Genomic DNA, 2,451 nt, shown 5'->3' on the forward strand with positions numbered 1-2,451 from the left:
CCCGAACCCATCGCGACGCGGACCGGGCAGGCCGACGGCTGGGCGGCACGGGCCGGACGGCCCCTCGCCGCCCGCCTCGACCCGCCCCGACTGCTGCCCCGCGCGATCCGCCGCGACCTCGATGTTCTCGACCGCGACCCGGCCAGCCACCTCGCCGAAAAGATCACTTCCGGCCTGGTCGGTCTCGCGCTCCCACCCCTGCTCACCGGACTACTCGCCTTTGTCGGGATCGGCCTGCCACTCGCACTGCCCGCCATCGCCGCGCTCGCCGTCGCCGCCGGCCTGTTCCTCGGCCCCGACATCGCGGTGCGCGCGGACGCCGCCCGCCGACGCCGCGCACTGCGTCATGCCTTCTCCGCCTTCCTCGACCTGACCGTGATCGCGATGGCCGGCGGCGCCGGCCTGGAACAGGCGGTCACCGACGCCGCCGCGACGGGCAGCGGCGAGGAGTTCGCCGCGTTGCGCACGGCGGTCGATCATGCGGCTCTGACGCGCGTCCCGATCTGGGAACCCCTCGGCGCTCTCGGTGAGCGCTACACCATTCCCGACATCGTGCAGACCGCCGGTGCGATGCACCTTGCCGGTGGTGAAGGCGCCCGGATCCGCGCCAGCCTCGCGGCGAAGGCCGACACGATCCGCCTGCACGACCTCGCCGACGCCGACGCGGACGCCGCCGCGGCCACCGAACGCATGAGCCTGCCCGTCGTCCTGCTCACCGCCGGCTTCCTCATCATGATCGCGTTTCCAGCAGTCTCGCGTGTCCTGAGCGGGCTATGAACCTCCAGCTCCCACCGTTGAAAGGCCCTGCCGATGTCGCACCCGCGCCGAGGACTCGGCCGACTGACCACCCTCACCACAACCATGATCACACTTCTGGTGTGTCTGCCGGCCGCCACGATGGCCTGGCTGCGCCGGCTCGAGGAACGCGGCCGGGAGGAGGATCGCGACGCCGGCTACTCCACCGAGTTCATGGTCATCACGGCCCTGCTGGTCGCGGCGGCGATCGCGATCGTGGCGGTCATCGCGAAGAAGCTGATGGACAAGGCCAACGGCCTGGACCTGTGATCCGCGGCGTCCTTCCGCTGACGGAGGACCACCCGCCGTCGCGGACGACCGGTTGGCTGGGACGCCGACCCCGGCGCGCTGTCTCTGACGGCGACGAGGGCGGTGCGTCGACGGAGCTTGTGGTCGCCACCCCTCTCATCCTGATCATGCTGCTGGTCGTAGTGCAGCTGGCGGTGTGGGGGTGGGCGCAGCAGGTCGCCGCGGCGGCGGCGCGGCGTGGAGTTGCCGCCGCCCGTCTGGCCGGTGCCGACGCTCAGGACGGGCCCACCGCCGCCCGGCTGATCACCGGTCAGGTCGGTGGTGGTGTCCTCACCGATCCGCAGATCACTCTCACGCAGCCGACGCCGACGCTGCTCACCGTCACGGTCACCGGCACCGCGATGCACTACCTGCCCGGACTCGGCTTCCACGTCACCGCGCGCGCCTCCGGCACCCGAGAGACCTACACCCCATGACCGACCCGCCCGACGAACCTGCCACGGCCCCCGCGAGGGACACGGGGTCGGCCGCGGTCGAGCTCACCCTGCTCGCCCCCCTGGTCGTGCTCCTCCTCCTTCTGATCGCCGCGGCGGCGCGCGGTACGGATGCCCGCGGGCAGGTCGACGCCGCCGCCGAGGCCGCGGCCCGCGCGGCCAGCGCCGCCCGTTCCCCCGCCGAGGCCACCACTGCCGCGCGCGCAGCTGCCGAAGCCGGACTCGCCGTCGGGTCGGCGGCCTGCCGCACGATGCACGTCACCGTGGACCTCGGCGCCTTCACCCGCGGCGGCCTGGCCCGCGCCACCGTCTCCTGCCGCGTAGATTTCGCGGACCTTGCCGGTCTGCGTCTGCCCGCCGGGCGCACCCTCACCTCCACCGCGACCTCGCCGCTTGACGTGTACCGAGCGGTCGCATGAGCCCGCTTCGACAGCATCCGGCACCCGCCGAGCCTTCCGATGGCGGGTATGTCACCGCGTTCTTCGCGATCCTCGTCGTCGCCCTTGTCGGCCTGGCCGGTCTCGTCCTCGACGGCGGTGGGGCGCTGAACGCGAAAACACGGGCGATCAGCACCGCCGCCGAAGCCGCCCGCGCCGGCGCCCAGGCCCTCGACCTCGCCGCCTACCGCGCCGACGGCACCCGCCAGCTCAACCCCGAACAGGCCCGCAGCCGCGCGCTCGCCTACCTCGCCGGCGCCGACGCCCAGGGCACCGCCTCCGCGACCCTCACCACGGTCACGGTGACGGTCACCGCGACCTACCAGCCGCAGCTCCTCACCCTGGTCGGTGTCGGCCCGCTCCACCTCACCGGCACCGCCGCCGCCAGATACGCCGACGCCCGCCCCGTCACCAACGCCAGATCCGCCCCGCCGATCCCCGACAGCGACGGACGCACCCGCACCCACCCCGCGTCC

5 protein-coding genes are annotated in these 2,451 nt (G+C 73.5%); all 5 read left to right on the forward strand.

All coding sequences use genetic code 11. From position 1 onward, the window contains the following. A partial coding sequence (locus tag C1A33_RS23725; protein WP_101833556.1) for a type II secretion system F family protein occupies positions 1 to 777 on the forward strand: 777 nt, incomplete at its 5' end. A gap of 33 nt (positions 778 to 810) precedes the next feature. After that, a complete protein-coding gene (locus C1A33_RS23730) occupies positions 811 to 1,065 on the forward strand; it encodes a hypothetical protein (RefSeq protein WP_133150805.1) in 255 nt (84 codons plus the stop codon). After that, entirely contained in the window at positions 1,062 to 1,520 is a 459-nt protein-coding gene (locus C1A33_RS23735; RefSeq protein ID WP_101833558.1) for a TadE/TadG family type IV pilus assembly protein, read from the forward strand. The genes C1A33_RS23730 and C1A33_RS23735 overlap by 4 nt, the downstream gene beginning before the upstream one ends. Beyond that, positions 1,517 to 1,957: a TadE/TadG family type IV pilus assembly protein gene (locus C1A33_RS23740; protein WP_101833559.1), complete on the forward strand. Its 441-nt coding sequence runs from the start codon at positions 1,517 to 1,519 to the stop codon at positions 1,955 to 1,957. Before C1A33_RS23735 ends, C1A33_RS23740 begins: the two co-directional genes overlap by 4 nt. Beyond that, the coding region (locus tag C1A33_RS23745; protein ID WP_101833560.1) for a pilus assembly protein TadG-related protein at positions 1,954 to 2,451 on the forward strand (498 nt) is incomplete at its 3' end. The genes C1A33_RS23740 and C1A33_RS23745, both read left to right, overlap by 4 nt.

The organism is Frankia canadensis (assembly GCF_900197875.1).
GTDB lineage: Bacteria > Actinomycetota > Actinomycetes > Frankiales > Frankiaceae > Frankia > Frankia canadensis.